At 71.5% G+C, this 16,986-nt stretch carries 11 protein-coding genes and 3 pseudogenes; 9 read left to right on the top strand and 5 right to left on the bottom strand.

Annotated elements, in window-relative coordinates:
- Positions 1 to 43 precede the first annotated feature (43 nt).
- On the bottom strand, positions 44 to 835 hold the full coding sequence (locus tag AC38ZX_RS08925) for an ABC transporter ATP-binding protein (protein ID WP_491297013.1): 792 nt from the start codon (positions 833 to 835) through the stop codon (positions 44 to 46).
- A gap of 188 nt (positions 836 to 1,023) precedes the next feature.
- Here AC38ZX_RS08925 and AC38ZX_RS08920 point away from each other — a divergent pair, with 188 nt between their 5' ends.
- Positions 1,024 to 1,734, top strand: coding sequence for an Rv1486c family protein (locus AC38ZX_RS08920; RefSeq protein WP_491297012.1), 711 nt, complete (start codon positions 1,024 to 1,026; stop codon positions 1,732 to 1,734).
- A gap of 4 nt (positions 1,735 to 1,738) precedes the next feature.
- Here AC38ZX_RS08920 and glgA read toward each other — a convergent pair whose 3' ends face one another.
- A complete protein-coding gene (glgA, locus tag AC38ZX_RS08915; RefSeq protein ID WP_491297011.1) occupies positions 1,739 to 2,965 on the bottom strand; it encodes a glycogen synthase in 1,227 nt (408 codons plus the stop codon).
- Positions 2,966 to 3,078: 113 nt separating this feature from the next.
- On the opposite strand from glgA, the gene glgC reads away from it, so the two are divergent.
- Positions 3,079 to 4,323 (top strand): glucose-1-phosphate adenylyltransferase, encoded by a 1,245-nt coding sequence (gene glgC / locus AC38ZX_RS08910; protein ID WP_426595448.1) that lies wholly within the window; start codon positions 3,079 to 3,081, stop codon positions 4,321 to 4,323.
- 27 nt (positions 4,324 to 4,350) lie between these two features.
- Positions 4,351 to 5,013: an HAD-IB family phosphatase gene (locus AC38ZX_RS08905; protein ID WP_491297010.1), complete on the top strand. Its 663-nt coding sequence runs from the start codon at positions 4,351 to 4,353 to the stop codon at positions 5,011 to 5,013.
- A 53-nt stretch (positions 5,014 to 5,066) separates the two neighbouring features.
- Here AC38ZX_RS08905 and AC38ZX_RS08900 read toward each other — a convergent pair whose 3' ends face one another.
- From AC38ZX_RS08900 to fabG, 3 genes are read right to left on the bottom strand one after another with little or no spacing between them, the layout of a single operon-like run.
- A complete protein-coding gene (locus AC38ZX_RS08900; protein WP_491297009.1) occupies positions 5,067 to 5,588 on the bottom strand; it encodes a SixA phosphatase family protein in 522 nt (173 codons plus the stop codon).
- Positions 5,589 to 5,634: 46 nt separating this feature from the next.
- On the bottom strand, positions 5,635 to 6,402 hold the full coding sequence (gene fabI, locus AC38ZX_RS08895; protein WP_426595446.1) for an enoyl-ACP reductase FabI: 768 nt from the start codon (positions 6,400 to 6,402) through the stop codon (positions 5,635 to 5,637).
- A 43-nt stretch (positions 6,403 to 6,445) separates the two neighbouring features.
- Positions 6,446 to 7,171: a 3-oxoacyl-ACP reductase FabG gene (gene fabG, locus AC38ZX_RS08890; RefSeq protein ID WP_426595445.1), complete on the bottom strand. Its 726-nt coding sequence runs from the start codon at positions 7,169 to 7,171 to the stop codon at positions 6,446 to 6,448.
- 123 nt (positions 7,172 to 7,294) lie between these two features.
- On the opposite strand from fabG, the gene AC38ZX_RS08885 reads away from it, so the two are divergent.
- From AC38ZX_RS08885 to AC38ZX_RS08860, 6 genes and pseudogenes are all read left to right on the top strand, one after another.
- Positions 7,295 to 7,663 carry a DUF3099 domain-containing protein gene (locus tag AC38ZX_RS08885; RefSeq protein WP_426595444.1) on the top strand — a complete coding sequence of 123 codons (369 nt, stop codon included), beginning with the start codon at positions 7,295 to 7,297 and terminating at the stop codon, positions 7,661 to 7,663.
- Complete coding sequence (locus AC38ZX_RS08880) at positions 7,660 to 7,902, top strand: hypothetical protein (protein ID WP_426595443.1); 243 nt, start codon at positions 7,660 to 7,662, stop codon at positions 7,900 to 7,902. Before AC38ZX_RS08885 ends, AC38ZX_RS08880 begins: the two co-directional genes overlap by 4 nt.
- The gene (locus AC38ZX_RS08875; protein ID WP_491297008.1) at positions 7,899 to 8,891 is read left to right on the top strand and encodes an SURF1 family cytochrome oxidase biogenesis protein; all 993 of its coding nucleotides are present in this window, start codon (positions 7,899 to 7,901) and stop codon (positions 8,889 to 8,891) included. Before AC38ZX_RS08880 ends, AC38ZX_RS08875 begins: the two co-directional genes overlap by 4 nt.
- A 348-nt stretch (positions 8,892 to 9,239) precedes the next feature.
- Positions 9,240 to 11,774, top strand: a pseudogene (locus AC38ZX_RS08870) (choice-of-anchor D domain-containing protein); the annotation flags it as partial.
- Positions 11,765 to 14,407: pseudogene (locus AC38ZX_RS08865) on the top strand (choice-of-anchor D domain-containing protein); the annotation flags it as partial. The pseudogenes AC38ZX_RS08870 and AC38ZX_RS08865, both read left to right, overlap by 10 nt.
- 64 nt (positions 14,408 to 14,471) lie before the next feature.
- Positions 14,472 to 16,848 (top strand): annotated as a pseudogene (locus AC38ZX_RS08860) (CARDB domain-containing protein).
- The last annotated feature ends 138 nt before the right edge of the window (positions 16,849 to 16,986 follow it).

The following is a 16,986-nucleotide window of genomic DNA, read 5'->3' as shown; positions in this document are numbered from 1 at the left end:
TCCGACGTCGGAGCCGCTCTTCGATACTAGGACCGCGACGACCTCAGCGTGGGCCGGTCGCGCGGGCAGTCCAACGTCCGTCGACCTTCTCGACGGCGAGGTCCAGGTCGAAGGCGCCCGACAGCGTCGCGGCCGTGAGCACGTCGTCCACCGGACCGGCAGCGAACACCTTGCCCTGCCGCAGCAGCAGCAGGTGCGTGAAGCCGGGCGGGATCTCCTCGACGTGGTGCGTCACGAGCACGAGGACGGGGGACTTGCGGTCGGCCGCCAGCTCGGCCAGCGCGGCCACCAGCTCCTCGCGGCCGCCGAGGTCGAGACCCGCAGCGGGCTCGTCGAGCAGCAGGAGCTCCGGGTCGGTCATCAGCGACCGGGCGATCTGGACGCGCTTGCGCTCCCCTTCGCTGAGGGTGCCGAAGTACCGGTCGCTCAGGTGCGCGACGCCGAACGCCGCGAGCAGGTCGGCGGCGCGCGCCTCGTCGAGGGCCTCGTAGTCCTCGCGCCAGCGCCCGGTCACGCCGTACGCGGCCGTGAGCACGACGTCACGGACGGTCTCGCCCGCCGGGATCCGGTCCGCGAGCGCGGCGCTGGACAGACCGATCCGGGGCCGCAGCTCGAACACGTCGACGCGGCCGAGCCGGGAGCCGAGCAGGTCGGCGGTGCCGGTGGTCGGGTGCATGCGACCGGCCGCCACCTGGACCAGCGTCGTCTTGCCCGCGCCGTTGCGACCGAGGACGACCCACCGCTCGCCGTCACGGACCGTCCAGGTCACGTCGTCCAGGATCGTCGTGGTCCCGCGGCGGATGCTCACGGCATGCAGGTCGAGCACGTCGGTCATGGGCATGACCCTAACCGGCGCGCACGGTCGCGGTGCGTCACGACGGGCGCGTCAGACGAACGGGCGAGCGCGGGTTCCGTCACCGCGGCGCCCAGGTCCTACCGTGGTCCGGTGGACATCGCCCTGGAGGCCCCCGCTCCGTCCTGCTGGCCCTCTGGCTCGGCGGTGACGGCCCCGGTCGCGGGCCGATGCTGAAGGCCGTCCAGTCCGACGACGAGCCACACACGGTCCGCTACGAGCCGGGCTCGAACGACCCCATGCGCGACGACCTCACCGCGCAGCCGCTCTCCTCGCTGCTGGACGCGCTCGAACCCGGCCCGCGCGAGACCGCGACCGTCCTGCCTGCCCCCGGCGACCTGGGCGCCACCCCCGCGGCCGTGGGCGCCGCGGCGACCGACGCCGGCGAGGCGGTCCTGGTGCGGACGGGCCACGCGTGCCTCGTCGCCGTGCCGGTGGTCGAGCGGTTCGGCTCGGACCTGGAACCCGGGCACCTGGTCACCTGGGAGGTCACGGACGTCGCCGACTGGCGGCACGCCGTGCATGCCCGGACCGGCTCGCTGGCCGAGGCGGAGCGCGACCTGCAGCAAGGCCTGATCCAGGTGACCGACGCGCTGCAGCGGCTCGACGTGGCCCGCTGGCGGCCGGACGCCGCCGAGTCGATCGTCGCCCTGCGCGACATCGGCCTGCCGACCTGGCGGCTCCCCAACGGCCTGGCCGGCCGCGCCGTGCGCGTGCTGACCAGCGCCGCGCGGCTGCGGGCGATCGTGACGCTCGCCGCCCAGGACGACGGCGCCGCCGTGAACCTCTGGCAGGCCGACCAGCGCTCGACCGCCCTGCGCGACGTCGACCGGCTGGCCCGTCGGGCGATGAGCGCAGCCGCCACCACGCTGCCGGCCTGACGGGTCAGGCGAGCGCGGCGCGGTAGACGTCGACCGTGCGCTCGGCGACGGCCTCCCACGAGAAGTGGTCCTCGACCCGTCGTCGGGAGGCCAGTCCCCACTCCGCCGTGCGCCCGGCGTCGCTGACGGCGTCGGTCAGGGCGGCACCCAGGTCCGCCACGAACGCGGCAGGGTCCACGGGCGTCCCGGTCCCGTCCTGCAGCTGGTCGATCGGCACGAGCCGCCCCGTGACGCCGTCGTCGATGACCTCCGGGATGCCGCCGGTGGCGGTGCCGACGACGGGCAGCCCGACGGCCATGGCCTCGAGGTTCACGATGCCGAGCGGCTCGTACACCGACGGGCAGGCGAAGACCGTGCCGTGCGACAGGACCGCGATCAGCTCGTCGCGTGGAAGCATCTTCTCGATCCACACGATGCCCGTGCGGCGCGCACGCAGCTCGTCGACGAGCTGCGTCACCTCGGCCATGATCTCGGGCGTGTCCGGCGCGCCGGCGCAGAGCACGACCTGCACGTCCGCCGGCAGCAGCTCGACCGCCCTCAGGAAGTAGGGCAGCCCCTTCTGCCGGGTGATCCGACCGACGAACACGACCGACGGACGGGACGGGTCGATGCCGAGGGCACGCACCGTGGCGTCTGCCCGCGCCAGCGCCTCGTCGGTCGTCGGCCGCCGCCACTCGTCCAGGTCGATGCCGTTGTGCACGACCTTGACCCGGTCCGGGTCCACGGCCGGGTACGAGCGCAGGATGTCCTCGCGCATGCCTCCGCTCACCGCGACCACCGCGGCTGCGCCCTCGAAGGCCGTCTTCTCGGCCCAGCCGGACAACGCGTAGCCGCCGCCGAGCTGTTCGGCCTTCCAGGGACGGAGCGGCTCGAGGCTGTGGGCCGTGGCCACGTGCGGGATCCCGTGCAGGAGGCCCGCCAGGTGGCCGCCCAGGTTGGCGTACCAGGTGTGGGAGTGCACCAGGTCGGACGCGACCCCGTCGGCACCCACGCGCCCGACGGCGTCCGCCATCGCGAGGTCGACGCCGAAGGTCTGCAACGCCGCGTTGGCCGTGGCCAGGTCCGCCGGAACCGAGTATCCCGACACCCCCGGCTCGTCACGAGGACCGTCGAAGCAGTGCACCCGCACGTCGATCGTGCGGGCCAGCACCCGGGTCAGCCCGACGATGTGGACGCCTGCGCCGCCGTAGACGTGCGGTGGGTACTCCCGGGTCAGCAGATCGACACGCACGCGAACCATCCCCTCGCCCACCGGCACCGACGACCGGCTCTCCTCGCGACACGCTAGCGCGTGACCTGACCCCTGACCTCGCTGGGATCGCAGCGGGGGCCTAGGGTCGAGGCATGGCAGCGCCGCGCGTCCTCGCTATCGTCCTCGCAGGTGGGGAAGGCAAACGCCTGATGCCCCTCACCGCACACCGAGCCAAGCCGGCGGTGCCCTTCGGGGGCCTCTACCGACTGATCGACTTCGCGTTGTCGAACGTCATCAACTCGCGGTACCTGCACGTCATCGTGCTCACCCAGTACAAGTCGCACAGCCTCGACCGGCACGTGGCCCAGACCTGGCGGATGAGCTCGCTGCTGGGCAACTACGTGGCCGCGGTGCCGGCGCAGCAGCGCGTGGGCAAGCACTGGTACCTCGGCAGCGCCGACGCGATCTACCAGTGCCTGAACATCATCGACGACGAGCGCCCGGACATCGTGGTCGTGGTCGGCGCCGACCACGTCTACCGCATGGACTTCTCCCAGATGGTCGACGCCCACATCGCGTCGGGCGCCGAGTTCACGGTCGCGGCCATCCGCCAGCCCATCGAGGAGTCCGACCAGTTCGGCGTCATCGAGGTGGACCCGTCCGACCCCACGCGCATCGCCCGCTTCCGGGAGAAGCCGACCGACCCGGTCGGCCTGGCGGACTCCCCCGGCGAGATCCTCGCGTCGATGGGCAACTACGTGGCCAACGCCGACGCGCTGGTCGCCGCCGTGACGGCCGACGCGGAGGACGTGAACTCGCGGCACGACATGGGTGGCGACATCGCCCCGTGGTTCGTGGACCGCGGCACGGCCGGCGTCTATGACTTCCTGCGCAACGACGTGCCCGGCTCGACGCCACGCGACCGCGACTACTGGCGCGACGTCGGGACCATCGACGCGTTCTACGAGGCGAACATCGACCTGATCTCGATCGAGCCCGTGTTCAACCTCTACAACAACGCGTGGCCGCTCTACAACGGGTACACGTCGTTGGCGCCGGCCAAGTTCGTGCACGCCGGCGCGGGCCGCCTCGGGCATGCGGCGGACTCGATCGTGTCACCCGGGGTGCTCATCTCGGGCGCCACCATCAGCGGGTCGATCCTCTCCCCGGGCATCCGTGCGCACTCCTGGGCGCAGGTCACCGACTCGGTTCTCATGGACGATGTCGAGGTGGGGCGGTACGCGCAGGTCCACCGCGCGATCGTCGACAAGAACGTCGTGATCCCCGAGCGTGTGCGGATCGGGCTCGACCACGCGCACGACCTCGCCCGCGGGTTCACCGTCACCGAGTCGGGCATCACCGTCGTGCCGAAGGGCGCGGTCATCGAAGCGGACTGACCCCCGGACCGGCTACCCTCGCCTCCCGTGGCCAACCCCGATCGCCCCGATCTCACCCCTGGGCGCCGTCTCGTCGTCATGGACGTGGACTCGACGCTCATCACGGGTGAGGTGGTCGAGATGCTCGCGGCCCGAGCGGGCTCCGAGGCTCGTCACCGAGATCACGGAGCGCGCCATGCGGGGCGAGCTGGACTTCGCGGCGTCCCTGCACGAACGCGTAGCCACGCTCGCCGGACTGCCGGTGTCGGTGTTCGAGGACGTCCTGGCCGAGGTGAGCTCTCGCCGGGTGCGGTCGAGCTGATCGCCGAGCTGGCGGTGCGCGACTGGCCGGTGGGACTGGTGTCCGGCGGTTTCATCGAGATCGTCGCGCCCCTGGCGGCACAGCTGGGCATCACGCTGACCAGGGCCAACCGGCTCGAGGTGCTCGACGGGCGCCTGACCGGCCGCGTGAGCGGCGACGTCGTCGATCGCGCCGCCAAGGCCGTGACCCTGCGCGAGTACGCCGCCCGGGTGGGTCTGCCGATCACGCGCACGGTCGCGATCGGCGACGGCGCCAACGACATCGACATGGTGACGGCGGCCGGCTTCGGCATCGCCTACAACGCCAAGCCGCTCCTGTGCGCGGCCGCGGACGCCGTCGTGCGGGACCGCCTCGACGCAGTGCTGGCGCTGCCGGTCTTCACGGCCTGACGGCTGCTCGCCCGAACCCACCCCCCACCGTGAGACGGTCGCTCGTGCGCGTGTCACTCGGCGAGCGTGAGCCGCCGCAGCGTCGCGCTGCCCGGCGTCAGGTCGGCCCAGGTCGTCCCGACCGCGAGCAGGGACCAGCTGGCGGTGGGCACGCCCACCCGGACGCGGGCCAGGGTGGTCGGGTCCGAGTCGGGACCGGCCAGCCCTGCCGCTGCGTGCGACATCGTCGGCTCGTGGCCGACCACGAGCAGCGTGCGGACGTCGTCGGGCACGCCCTGCACGGCCTCCAGCAGCTCGCGCGGGCCGGCGTAGTAGATGGCCTCGACGAACTGGACGTCGGGAGTCGCGCCCAGGGTCGAGCGCGCGAGCTCCCACGTCTGGCGGGTCCGGACGCTCGACGAGCAGAGCACCAGGTCGGGCACCAGCCCGTCCGCGGCCAGCGCCGCGCCCACCCGGCCCGCCTGGCGACGCCCGACGAGCGAGAGGGGTCGCTGGATGTCCTCCATCCGTTCCGGGTGCTCCGCCTTGGCATGGCGCAGCAGGACGAGCTGCCGGGGGCCGGTGTCGGGCGTCACCGGCACAGGGTCCCATCATCGAGCGGTCGGGCGCACCGTGCGACGGTCACAGACCCATCGCGTGGACGCCGCCGTCGACGTGCACGATCTCGCCGGTGGTCGCCGGGAACCAGTCGGACAGGAGGGCGGCGACGGCGCGTGCGGTCGGCTCCGGGTCGCTGACGTCCCAGCCGAGGGGCGCCCGGTCCGACCAGCCCTCCTCCATGGTGTTGAAGCCGGGGATCGACTTGGCGGCCGTCGTGCGGATGGGGCCCGCCGAGACGAGGTTGACGCGGATGCCGTCGGCGCCGAGGTCGCGGGCCAGGTAGCGCGCCGTCGACTCGAACGCGGCCTTGGCCACGCCCATCCAGTCGTAGACCGGCCAGGCGTACCGTGCGTCGAACGTCAGCCCGACCACGGCGGAGCCGCGGGTGAGCAGCGGCCTGGTCGCCACGGCGAGCGACTTCAGCGAGTACGCGCTGACCTCCAGGGCCGTGGCGACGTCGGCCCACTCCCCCGCCAGGAAGTTGCCGCCCATGACGGACTGCGGCGCGAACCCGATCGAGTGCACGGCGCCGTCGAGGTGGTCGGCGTGCTCCCGCACCCGCTCCTCGAGGGCCGCCAGGTCCTCCGCCGACGTGACGTCGAGCTGCAGCACGGGAGCGGGCTTGGGCAGGCGGCGTCCGATCGCCTGCGTGAGCCGGAACTGCCGGCCGAACGACGTCAGCAGCACCTCCGCGCCCTGCTCCTGCGCGAGCCGCGCCACGTGGAAGGCGATCGAGCCGTCCGTGAGGACGCCGGTGACCAGGAGTGTCTTGCCGTCGAGCAGACCCATGTGCGTTCCGTTCCCTAGATCCGTACGTTCGAACTACGAGTTGTCAGTGGCCCATGCCGAGGCCGCCGTCGACCGGGATGACCGCGCCCGAGATGTACGCGGCGGCGTCCGACGCGAGGAACTCCACGACGCGCGCCACCTCGTCGGGCTCGGCGAACCGGCCCAGCGGGATCGAGTCGCGGTAGGCCTTCTGCCGGTCCTCGGGCAGCGCGCGGGTCATGTCGGTGTCGATGAAGCCCGGCGCGACGACGTTCGCCGTGATGGCGCGCCCGCCCAGCTCGCGCGTGATCGAGCGCGCCATGCCGACCAGCGCGGACTTGGACGCCGCGTAGTTGACCTGACCCGCGGAGCCGTACAGGCCGACCACCGAGGAGATGAAGATGATGCGGCCGCGGCGCAGCCGGATCATGCCCTTGCTCGCGCGGCGCGCACAGCGGAACGACCCGGTGAGGTTGACGTCGATGACGTCGGCGAACTCCTCGTCGGACATCCGCATGAGCAGCTGGTCGCGCGTCACGCCGGCATTGGCGACGAGGACCTCGACGGGACCGTGGGCGGCCTCGATCTCCGCGAACGCGGCGTCGACGCTCGCGGTGTCGCGCACGTCACCGACGACGCCGAGCACACCCTCGGGCAGCTCGCCGGACCGGTAGATCGTGGCCACCTTGTCGCCGTTGGCGACGAAGCGCTCGGCGATCGAGCGGCCGATCCCGCGGTTGGCGCCGGTCACGAGGACGCTGCGGGCGATGTTGTCGGAAGTCTCAGGCACGGGACACGACGCTATCCGACGTCCGCCCCACGTCACGGCACCGCCCGCTCACAGGTTCGCCGGGCGCTCTTGTGGGACCTGCACAAGAACGCCGAGCGGCGCAGGCCGGACTACCATCAGGTGGTGAGCAGCAACCGCAGGAGCCACGACGCCCCCGAGGGCGAGGTGCACAGGATCACCACCGCCCCGGAGCCGCTCACCGCCGACATGTCGCGGCGCGAGAGCCGGTACCTGATCCAGATGTCGATCCGGGTCGTGTGCTTCCTCGTCGCGGTCCTCACCTGGAACCACATCCCCATGTGGGTGTCGCTCGTGCTGCTCGTCGCCGCCGTGGTCCTGCCGTACGCCGCCGTCCTGCTGGCCAACGCCGGACGCGAGCGCGACGACTCCGGCGCCGCCTACCTGGGCCCGCGCGAGCTCGGCGGCGGTGACGACGTCGACGGCCTGGGTCCGGCGCCCACGCCGGGCCGGGGTCAGGAGCCCGACGCGTGAGCCTGCTCGGGCCGACGCCCGACGCGGTCGACGAGCTGATCTGCAGCGCACGCGGCTGCCGCGCGACCGCGACCTGGGGCCTGCTCTGGAACAACCCCAAGCTGCACACCCCCGAGCGACGCAAGGTCTGGCTGGCGTGCGACGACCACCGCGAGCCCCTGTCCCAGTTCCTCGGGGTGCGGGACTTCCTGCGTGACGTCGTGCCCGCCTCGACGCTGGAACGGGTCGACGCGTCATGAGCCCCGCGGTCCGCCGCGCGTCCGGCCTGGTCGTCGTCGCGCTCGTCGTCGCCGTCGCCTGCACCTTCCTCGGTCGCTGGCAGTGGAACCGGCACGTCTGGCGCGACCACGCGATCGCCGAGGTCGTGGCGAGCGAGAAGGCCGCCCCGGTCCCGCTCGACCGGCTCCTTCCGTCCGCCGGTGCTCCGCTGCCGCAGGGCGACGAGTGGCGCCAGGTCCAGGTGGTCGGGCACTACGAGCCTGGTGCGACCGTCCTGCTGCGCAACCGCCCCGTCGACGGCAACGCGGGCTATCACGCGCTGGTCCCGTTCGTCGTCGAGGACGCGTCCGTCGGGACGTCGGCCCAGCCCACCCAGGTCGGTTCGGTGCTCGTCGTCGACCGCGGCTGGGTGGAGACCGGTGAGACCTCCGCGGCGGTCGTCGATCCGCCCGCCCCACCGTCCGGGACGGTCACGGTGACCGTCAAGCTGCGCGAGGACGAGCCTGCGACCCGACGGTCGGCCCCGCCCCGGCAGGTCCAGGCCATCTCGGTCGACCAGGTGCTCGCGGCCGGCGGCATGGCCGGCGCGACGACGTTCCGGGGCTACGGCGGCCTGGTCTCCGAGTCACCGGCGCCGGCCGTCGCCCACGGCCCGCTCCAGGAGCCCAGCACGGACCCCGGCCCGCACCTGTCGTACGCGTTCCAGTGGTGGGTGTTCGCGCTCGGCGGCCTGCTGGCGTTCGGCTCGATGGCTCGACGCGAGCTCCTCGAAGCGCGGTACGAGGCCGCCCTGGGCGACGAGGACCCGGTGGAGATCGTGCCGCACGGCGACGGTCCGGCACTCTGGCCCACCCGCGACGACCCCCGGCCGGTTCGTCGACGGCCCCCCGCGAGGCGCACCCCGAGCGACCCCAACGTCCCGCACCGCCGCGGCGGTCGCGACGAGGACGCCGAGGACGCGCTCATCGACGCCCAGCTCGCCGCCTCGGAGCAGCGCTCCGCCCACTGATCGGGTGACGGCGGCCCGTCGCCGAGCCGCATGAGCACGCTTCCACGTCACGCCGCGACGCAAATAGTCGCAATTTTCCGCCCCGTCGCAACGAAACTTGCAGTCGGATATCGTCCTCTTGCACCGATGTGTCCGGATCGCTACGGTCTACCGAATCGGTCACAACGCCGATGACAAACCGTACGGACCAAGCGCTCTCCACGGACGCGTGGAGTCTGCGAGGCAGCGCCGCCTCCGCCCCGACCCGAGTCCTCTCGGTCACACCCCCGCGCCAACGGCGGCCGAGGGTCGATCGGCGGTCACAGACCCGCGTCATCCCCATCGGTACTTCGAGAGTGAGAAACCCCTATGTTCGCCATGCGAACCTCGCGAGGGCGTCGCCGTGTCGGCGTCCTCGCGACCAGCTCGGTCGTCATCGCCGCCGGCCTCGTCACCGTCTCGGGAACGGCAGCGTCGGCCGCCGCGACCGGTGGCGTCGGCGCGACCCTTCCCTACGTCGAGGTCCAGGCGGAGAACGCCGCGACCAACGGCACGATCATCGGCCCGGCCGCCGACTACAACACGCTCCCCGGCGAGGCCTCCTACCGCAAGGCGGTCACGCTGACGGGCCAGGGCAAGTACGTCGAGTTCACGACGCCGACGGCGACCAACTCGATCGACTTCCGGTACTCGATCCCCGACCAGGCCGGGGGCGCCGTCTACACGTCGCCCCTGTCGCTGTACGTCAACGGGGTCAAGCAGCCGAGCTTCACGCTGACCAACGCCTACAGCTGGTACTACTCGAGCTACCCGTTCAGCAACCAGCCGGGCTCGAACGCGCACCACTTCTACGACGAGGTCAACCGCCTCTTCACCACCACCTACCCGGCCGGCACGACCTTCCGGCTGCAGGTCGACGCGGACGCGACGGCCTCGTCGTCCACCATCGACTTCGCCGACTTCGAGAACGTAGCGGCGCCGCTGACGCAGCCGACCGGGTCGGTGTCGATCGCGACCTACGGCGCCGACGCGAGCGGCGTGAACGACTCCACGACCGCGATGACGCAGGCGATCGCAGCGGCGGGCGCCGGCGGTACGGTCTGGATCCCCGTCGGAACGTTCAAGATCCACGACCACGTGATCGTCAACAACGTGACGATCAAGGGCGCCGGCATGTGGTACTCCCGCACGACGGGCGACCGGATCGGGTTCTACGGCAACTACGCGCCGAGCCCGAGCACCAACGTGCACCTGGCCGACTTCGCGATCTTCGGGAACGTGCAGGAGCGCAACGACGCCGACCAGGTCAACGGCATCGGCGGCGCGCTGACCAACTCCACGGTCGACCGCGTGTGGATCGAGCACACCAAGGTCGGCGCGTGGATGGACGGCCCGTTCGACAACCTGGTGATGAGCGGCCTGCGGCTGCGCAACTTCACCGCGGACGGCGTGAACTTCCACGACGGCGTGACCAACAGCCGGGTGACCAACAGCGACATCCGCAACGCCGGCGACGACGGCCTGGCCACCTGGGCCGAGCAGAACGCCGACGTCAACGACTCGTTCGACCACAACACGGTGCAGTACCCGATCCTGGCCAACGGCATCGCGATCTACGGCGGCCACGACAACGTCGTCACCGACAACCGAGTGATCGACTCCGGCCTGACCCAGGGCGGCGGCATCCACGTCGCGCAGCGGTTCGCCTCGACGACGCTGGGCCGCACGGACGTGCTGCGCAACACGATCATCCGGTCGGGCAACCTCGACCCGAACTGGCAGTTCGGCGTGGGCGCCCTCTGGTTCGACGCGCGCGACGGATCGATGGCCGGCCTGACGAACGTCGACAACCTCCTCATCCAGCAGAGCCCGTTCGAGGCGATCCAGTTCGTCTCGGGCTCGAACATCTCCAACGTCAGGATCAACAACGCCACCATCCAGAACACCGGCACGTTCGTGGTGCAGGAGCAGGTGGCGGGTGCGGCGACGATCACGAACACGACGGCGACCGGCACGCAGGGGCCGTCCTCGATCTACAGCTGCAGCAACCAGTTCACCCTGACCGACGGCGGGGGCAGCTCCGGCGTCTTCGGCACCCCGTTCTGCGGCCCGTGGCCCACGCCGACTCTGCCGCCGTACCTGCCCGACAACATCTCCGGCGTGAGCGTGAGCCCGGCGGCCGTGTCGTTCGGCTCGGTGGCCACGGGCGCGACCAGCGCGGCGCAGGCCGTCACGGTCACGAACACCGGCACGACGTCGGCCACGGTCGGCGCGATCGCCGTCGCCGGTGACTTCAGCCAGACGAACACCTGTGGCACGTCGCTGGCCGCTGGTGCCTCCTGCACGGTCTCGGTGAAGTTCGCCCCGACCGCTGCGGGCAACCGCACCGGCAACCTGTCGGTGACCGCGAACGGGTCGGCCAACGCCGTGCCGCTGTCCGGCACGGGCGTCGCGCCCGGACCCATCCTCGGCACCAACCCGGGCTCGCTCACGTTCGGCAGCACGGTCGTCGGCGTTACCAGCGCGACCCAGACCGTCACCGTCGCCAACACGGGCACCACCGCGGCGAACGTCTCGGGCGTGGCCGTGACCGGCGACTACACGCAGACCAACACCTGCACCGCGGTGGCCGTCGGCGGGTCGTGCGCGGTGACGGTGTCCTTCCGGCCCACGGCGTCGGGCACCCGCACGGGCACCCTGACCGTGACCAGCAACGCCAACAACAGCCCGACCACGGTCGCCCTGTCGGGGACCGCCATCGACTCCACCACCAACATCGCGCAGGGCAAGACCGCCACCGCGAGCTCGGTCACCAACAGTGTCCAGGCGGCCGCCAACGCGGTCGACGGCGACGCGTCCACGTACTGGGAGAGCGCGAACGGAGCGTTCCCGCAGTGGCTCCAGGTCGACCTCGGCGCTGCCACCAGCATCGGCAAGGTCACCCTCAAGCCCCGCCGGCCACGGCGTGGGCCACGCGGACGCAGACGCTCTCGGTGCAGACCAGCACCGACGGCACCTCGTTCAGCACGGTCGCGTCCGGGACGTACACCTTCAACCCGGCCGACGCGACGCCCAACACCGCCGCGATCACCATCCCGGCGACCACCGCTCGCTACGTACGCGTCAACATCACCGCCAACTCGGGCTGGCCCGCGGGTCAGGTCTCCGAGCTGCAGGTGTTCCCCAGCGGGACCGTCACCCCGACGGCTTCGCTGACCACCAGCACCGGCTCGCTCACGTTCGCCGGTCAGACGGTGAGCACCACGAGCGCGGCCCAGACCGTGACGGTCACGAACACGGGGACCGCCGCCGCCACGCTGTCGACCGTCGTCGCGAGCGGCGACTTCTCGCAGACGAACACCTGCGGAGCCTCCATCGCGGTCAACGCCTCGTGCGCGGTCTCGGTGAAGTTCTCGCCGACGGCCACGGGCAACCGGACCGGGACGTTGACGATCAGCAGCAACGCCTCGAACAGCCCGACCACGGTCGCACTGAGCGGCACCGGCACGTCGGCCGCGACGGCGTCGTTGTCGGCCGGCCCGTCGTCGCTCACGTTCGGCTCGACCACGGTGGGCACGCCCAGCGCCGTCCAGAACGTGACGATCACCAACACGGGTGGGGCGGCCGCGACGATCTCGGGCGTCGCCTCTACCGGTGACTTCTCGCAGACCAGCACCTGCTCCGGCTCGCTCGCCGCGGGTGCCACCTGCACGGTCGCCGTCACCTTCCAGCCGACCGCCACCGGTGCGCGCACCGGCTCGGTCACCGTGACCAGCAACGCCGCCAACAGCCCGACGACCGTCGCCCTCACGGGCACGGGCGCCGGCACCGTGACCGGCAACCTGGCGCTGAACAAGCCCACCAGCGAGTCCTCGCACGCCGACGTCTACCCGTCGGGCAACGTGACGGACGGCAACGCCAGCACGTACTGGGAGAGCGCCAACAACGCCTTCCCGCAGTGGGTGCAGGTGGACCTCGGATCGGCCCAGTCGATCAACAAGGTCACGCTCAAGCTGCCGCCCGCCACCTCGTGGGCCGCCCGGACCGAGACGCTCTCGATCCAGGGCAGCACCAACGGCACGACCTGGACGACGCTGTCGCCGTCCGCGGTCGTGCAATTCGACCCGGCCACGGGCAACACCAAGGACGTGACCTTCACGACCGCCTCCGTGCGGTACGTGCGGATCAACGTCACGGCCAACTCGTCCTGGCCCGCGGGTCAGTTCTCCGAGGTCGAGGTCTACGGGCCGGGCAGCACGGGGACGGCCACCCTGGCCGCCTCGCCGGCGAGCCTCTCGTTCGGCAGCACCACCGTGAACGCGACGAGCGCGGCGCAGACCGTGACGATCTCCAACACGGGCGGCGCCTCGGCTTCCTTGAGCGGTGTCACGATCGGCGGCGACTTCGCCGAGACCACCACCTGCGGTGCCACCCTGGCCGCCGGTGCGTCGTGCACCGCGAGCGTGACGTTCCGTCCGACGGCCGTCGGGACCCGGACCGGAACCCTGACGGTCGCGAGCACCGCCAGCAACCCGTCGCTCACGGTCGCGCTCTCCGGGACCGGCACCGCGCCGAGCTCGGCGACGTTGACCGCCAACCCGACGAGCCTGACGTTCGCCGGCACCACGGTCGGTTCGTCGTCCGCGACGCAGGACGTGTCGATCGCGAACACGGGGACGGCCGCGGCTGCCGTGAGTGGCGTCTCGGTCAGCGGTGACTACACGGACACGACGACCTGCGGCGCCTCGCTGGCCGCCGGCGCGTCGTGCACCGTCACCGTGACGTTCCGTCCGACCGCCGCCGGCACCCGCACGGGCACCGTCACGGTCGCGAGCAACGCCACCGACCCGACGCTCGCCGTGGCCCTGTCGGGCACGGGGAACGCCGCCGCCACCGCGACGATCGTCGCCAACCCGACGAGCCTGACGTACGGCGCCACCGCCGTGGGTTCGTCGAGCGCCACCCAGTCCGTCACGTTCACCAACACCGGCGGCGCGTCCGCCAACGTGCTCGGTGTGACGGCCGGCGGTGACTTCAGCCGGACCACCACCTGCGGCACGACGCTCGGCGCCGGCAGCACGTGCACCGCGACGATCACGTTCACGCCCACCGCCGCAGGCACCCGCACGGGCAGCCTGACGTTCTCGAGCTCCGCGACCAACAGCACGTTGACGGTCCCGCTCTCGGGCACGGGCGGCACCAGCACGGCGACCGACCAGGCGGCGGGCAAGACGATGACCTCGTCGTCCGACACCTTCACGTTCGTCGCGGCCAACGCCAACGACGGGTCGCTGACCACCTACTGGGAGGGCGCGCTGCCAGCCTGGCTGAACGTCGCCATGCGGGCCAACGTCACCATCGCCTCGGTGGTGGTCAAGCTCAACCCGGACCCGTCGTGGGGGACGCGCACGCAGACGTTCTCCATCGAGGGGCGTGACCAGTCCGGCGGCAGCTACACCACCATCAAGCCGTCCGCGACGTACACGTTCACGCAGGGCACCAACGTGGTGACCATCCCGGTCAGCGCGACCGCAGCAGACCTGCGGCTGTCGTTCACGGGCAACTCGGGCGCGTCCGGCGGTCAGGTGGCCGAGCTTCCAGGTGCTGGGCGTCCCCGCCCCGAACCCGGACCTCGCCGCCAGCAACGTCGCGTCGTCGCCCGCGTCCCCCCTGGAGACCGACGCCGTCACGCTGAGCGCCAAGGTCACCAACATCGGCACGGCGTCCGCCGCGGCGAGCACGGTGAGCTTCTACCTCGGCACGACGAAGGTGGGGACGGCCAACGTCGCCGCCCTCGCCGCGGGTGCGTCGGCCACGGTCTCGGTGAACGCCGGACCGCAGACGGCCGGCACCTACGCCACGTCGGCGGTCGTCGACGAGGGCAACGCGATCGTCGAGCAGAGCGAGGCCAACAACAGCGCGACGGGTCCGGCACTGACCGTGGCCCCCGTGCAGAGCGCCGACCTCGTCGCGACGACCGGCTGGTCGCCGACCTCCCCGTCGGGCGGTCAGACCGTCACCTTCACGACGACGGTCAAGAACCAGGGCAACCAGCCGTCCAGCTCGGCGGCGCACGGCGTGACGGTGACGATCAAGGACCAGACGGGTGCGGTCATCAAGACGCTCACCCCGACGGCACCGGGCGGCGTCATCGCCGCCGGCGCGAGCGTCAACGTGACCGCCGGGACCTGGACGGCCGTGAACGGCAAGTTCACGGTGACCACCACGGTCGCCGCGGACACCGCCGAGCTCGCGGTCAAGCAGGCTAACAACACCACGGTCCAGTCGCTGTCGGCCGGCCGTGGCGCATCGATGCCGTACGACTCCTACGAGGCGGAGGACGGCACGCTCGCGGGCGGGGCGGCCACGGTCGGACCCAACCGCACGATCGGCGACCTCGCGGGTGAGGCGTCCGGCCGCAAGGCCGTCCGTCTGAACGCGGCCGGCGCGTCGGTCTCGTGGACGGCCCGAGCGGCGACCAACACGCTCGACGTGCGCTACTCCATCCCGGACGGCACCACGACGACGCTCGGGGTGTTCAACGGTTCGACCCAGGTGGGCACGGTCAACCTGGTGTCCAAGTACGCGTGGCTGTACGGGGCCGAGGCCTCGCCGCAGAACTCGGGCACCGGCCCGCGGCACATCTACGACGAGGCGAACGTGGTCCTGTCCACGACCGTCCCGGCGGGTGCCCCGCTCTCGGTGCGCAACACCACGGGCGCGGACATCACGGTCGACTTCGTCCAGCTCGAGCTGGCGACGCCGATCGCCAACCCGGACCCGACGCACCTGATCACGGTCACGGGCTTCGACACCTCGGCGATCCAGACGGCCCTCAACACGGCCAACCAGAGCGCCACGGCCACCGGCATCTACCTCCCGGCGGGCGACTACCAGGTGGCGCAGAAGTTCCAGATCGGCCAGAAGCCGCTGCAGGTCGTCGGCGCCGGGCCGTGGTTCACGCGGCTCATCGCGCCGCAGGACCAGGAGAACACCGACATCGGGTTCACGCCGAACGGCGCCGGTGCCACGGGTTCGCAGTTCCGGAACTTCGCGGTGCTCGGCAACTACACCAGCCGGGCCGACGGCTCCGGTCAGGTGTTCCCGCTGACCAACGTCACCAGCATCACGATCGACAACGTGTGGGTCGCCCACACGGTGGTGATGGTCTGGGGCCAGAACGTGGACACCGACGTTCACCAACAACCGCATCGACGACACGTTCGCCGACGGGATCACGCTGGCGAACGACAGCTCGGGCAACACGCTGCGCAACATGGCGGCGCACGCCACGGGTGACGACAGCTTCGCGCTGTTCAACGCCCAGGACGTCCACGCGGGCACCGTCTCGAACAACCTCGAGGAGAACCTCACGGCGATCCTCACCTGGCGCGCCAGCGGGTTCGCGGTCTACGGAGGCTCCGGGAACACGTTCCGGAACCTCTACGCCGCTGACCAGCTGACGTACCCCGGGCTGACGATCTCGTCGATCAACTTCGGGATCCCGTTCGTCGGGTTCAGCGGGACGACGACGTTCGACAGCATCTCGATCGTCCGGTCGGGCGGCCACTTCTGGGGTCAGCAGGTCTTCCCCGGTCTGTGGCTCAACTCCGGCGACGGGACGTTCACCGGGATCCGGGTCAGCAACGTCGACATCGTCGACCCCACGTACGACGGGGTCATGTTCCAGACGAAGTACGTCGGCAGCAGCGCCACCAACCCGGTGGCCGACACCGTGCTGACCAACGTCACGGTCGACCGGGCGAACGAGCCCCGGTCGGACGGCAGCAACGTCGACGCGACCGCGTCGTCGTTCAACCTCACCGGCCGCGTGGGCAACGCGGTCTGGTGCAACGCCCTCCCGGAGCCCGGTCAGGGACCGGCCATCGGGGCGGCAACCTTCACCAACCTGGTGATGACGAACAGCTCGCACGACATCGTCAACACCTGCCCGAACTTCACGATCACCCGCAACTAGGGAAGGACGAACAGACGAGCGGCCGGTGCCCGACGGGGCACCGGCCGTTGGTCGTCCTGGCCCTCGCCGCCAAGGCGCTCGAGAACGGCAGTTCGTCACGAGACCGGCAGTTCAATCTGCCATTCTCGCGACGAAGTG

Source organism: Cellulomonas sp. McL0606 (assembly GCF_058248365.1).
This window is presented reverse-complemented; position numbering and strand designations above follow the sequence as displayed.

Coding starts and splice junctions, on each gene's coding strand:
- AC38ZX_RS08925 (WP_491297013.1), bottom strand. CDS start 835: ATGACCGACGTGCTCGACCTGCATGCCGTGAGCATCCGCCGCGGGACC.
- AC38ZX_RS08920 (WP_491297012.1), top strand. CDS start 1,024: ATGCTGAAGGCCGTCCAGTCCGACGACGAGCCACACACGGTCCGCTAC.
- glgC (WP_426595448.1), top strand. CDS start 3,079: ATGGCAGCGCCGCGCGTCCTCGCTATCGTCCTCGCAGGTGGGGAAGGC.
- fabI (WP_426595446.1), bottom strand. CDS start 6,402: ATGGGTCTGCTCGACGGCAAGACACTCCTGGTCACCGGCGTCCTCACG.
- AC38ZX_RS08875 (WP_491297008.1), top strand. CDS start 7,899: ATGAGCCCCGCGGTCCGCCGCGCGTCCGGCCTGGTCGTCGTCGCGCTC.